We start from the raw sequence: 2,177 nt of genomic DNA on the forward strand, positions 1-2,177 counted from the left end.
AGGCTCTCGTGCTTCAAAGGCGCCGTAGACGATGCGCTCGACGTTGACGTTTTTCGTCCGCCGCAGATAGCTGGCTACAGCGAAGACGATCATGGGAATGGACCGGAAGGCATGGGTGATATCCAGGATCACCGTCTCCCCTTCCCTGACGGCACCCGATACCCGGTTGAAGATCTCCCAGAGCTCTGCTTCCGAGCGCCCTTCGGGAATTTCCTCAAACCGTATGAGGCCCTCGAGGCGCTGTTTCAACGTTTCCGTGTAAGCAGGTTCTGCCTCGGAAGGTCGATAGTCCCTTGCCGTCTTGGTGACAAAGACAATGACCTCCTTGGGGCTAAAGATCCGGGCCAGGGCTTCCGGAAAGAGCGAGGTGGTGTGAGACAATCCTTCCCACACATAAGTAACAGTTTGATATCGAATGGCGCCGAGAAAGCTGAGGGCTTTCATCGCGTTTTCCTCCTCAGACGGAGTGCTCGGCAGGGGGCGTTCGGACGCAATGGTTGCATCCTCTGCCCAGATGCTGGTTTTTCGACCCGTTCACTCCACGATCACACCGGATGTTCCGGCCTCGATATCCTCCTCAAATCCGATCTCCTCGCTATATGGTCGGCGGCAGATCAGCCAGGCGCGGCGGGAGGGGGGACGTTCCGCCAGATAGAACCAGCCCAGCCCCTGGCGCTGGCTGTGAGCCAGCCACCAGAGGGGAACCGGGGTGAGGAACTCCAGCGGCGAATCCCCAGGCTCCAGCTGGGTCCACAGATCGTGGGGGATCACATCGATCGTCGGCTGCTCGATGCGCCGGGGCTGGTAGTGTCGCCCGTGCTCTTCATCGAACCGGATCTCCGCCGGATCCGGCCCGAAGAGGGTGCACTCCGTGAATAGCTCCGGCAGCCGGGCCATCCCACCCTCCAGATCGGCATACACACGATTCGCCCATTGATGAAGATCGGCGTAGGAGACCGGCCCCTCGTCCAGAAGCTCCCAGCTACGGGATAGCCGTCCTTCGTCGTAGGGCCGCGGATCGTCGACCGGGAAAACGATGAAAAGGCCATGGGGAAGATCGCCTCCCCGGTTCACTCGCCCGCCCCGCTGGGCCAGGGCGTCGAGCGGCGCGATCTCCGAGAGGATCCGGTCGGCGCTGATGTCCAGGCTGACCTCAATGACCTGAGTGGCCACCAGGACAAAGGGTTCGCGCGCCGCCTTCGGACGCTTCAGGCGCTCGATCGCGCGGCGCTCCTTCGCCCGGCGGTGGGCGTAGGCGAACCGGCTGTGGAGGCAGAGGCAATCCTCCGGGGGCAGGAAAGCGCGAAGTTGCCGGTAAAGGGCCTGCGCTTTGCGCACCGTGTTCACGATGAGGAACTGAACCGCCCCGTTGCGATACCCGTCCAGCACCTCCTCGATCACTTCTTCGTTCGCAATCAGGCAAGCGTTCTCGTTCCGGATCAGCGGTTGCGCTCGCTTCAGGACCCGGAAGGGGTGGCGGATCATTCCCGCTGTGTCTTCGATCAGGGGGTAATCTTCCAGGCGTCCAGCCCGGATCAGAGGATCCGGGAGGGTGGCGCTCATCACCAGATGGGGGATCCCCATCGCCCGCAACAGGGCCATGGCCTCCCGCAGCTCGGCCTGCATCTGGTCGTCGTAGGCGTGCACCTCGTCGAACACCACGGCGGCCCCCTGGAGCATCCCCAGAGCGAAATCGGCCTGAGGGAAGCCGTGCACGAACGAATACAGCAGGTGATCCGCCGTAGTGACCACCAGAGGATAGGCCAGGACCTCGCTCCAGAAATTCGCCTCGCGGGCCCATTCCAGCTCGAGGGCGGGATCCGGATCGATGGAGGGCAACTCTACCTGGTCCCGCTGCAATCGGGCCCGGATCCGTTCGCGATGTTCCAGGCTGGAGCGCCCGTGGTAAAGGCCGACCCGTTCCTCCCCGAACACCCGGGCCAGTCGCTCCCGCATCGCGTTAGAGGTCACCTGTGTGGGCAACGTCCAGATCAGACGGTCCAGGCCGTCGAGCTCCCGACGCCGCAGGAACCAGAGGAGGGCCGCCTCGGTTTTCCCCCGCCCACATGGCGCCCGCACCATTCCCCACCGGAACGAGGCTTCCCACAGCTCCTTCTGATAATCGAACCAGTCCTTTCCAGGCGGTAGGGCTTCTCGCAGCCGCTCTCCGGCATCCG

The 2,177-nt window shown here is 63.3% G+C and carries 2 protein-coding genes; both read right to left on the reverse strand.

The window, feature by feature from the left end; translation table 11 throughout:
• On the reverse strand, positions 1 to 444 hold a 444-nt coding region (locus VAE54_RS02000; protein WP_322800257.1), incomplete at its 3' end, for a TM1812 family CRISPR-associated protein.
• 90 nt (positions 445 to 534) lie between these two features.
• The coding region (gene cas3 / locus VAE54_RS02005) for a CRISPR-associated helicase Cas3' (RefSeq protein ID WP_322800258.1) at positions 535 to 2,177 on the reverse strand (1,643 nt) is incomplete at its 5' end.

It is taken from the genome of Thermoflexus sp. (genome assembly GCF_034432235.1).
GTDB lineage: Bacteria > Chloroflexota > Anaerolineae > Thermoflexales > Thermoflexaceae > Thermoflexus.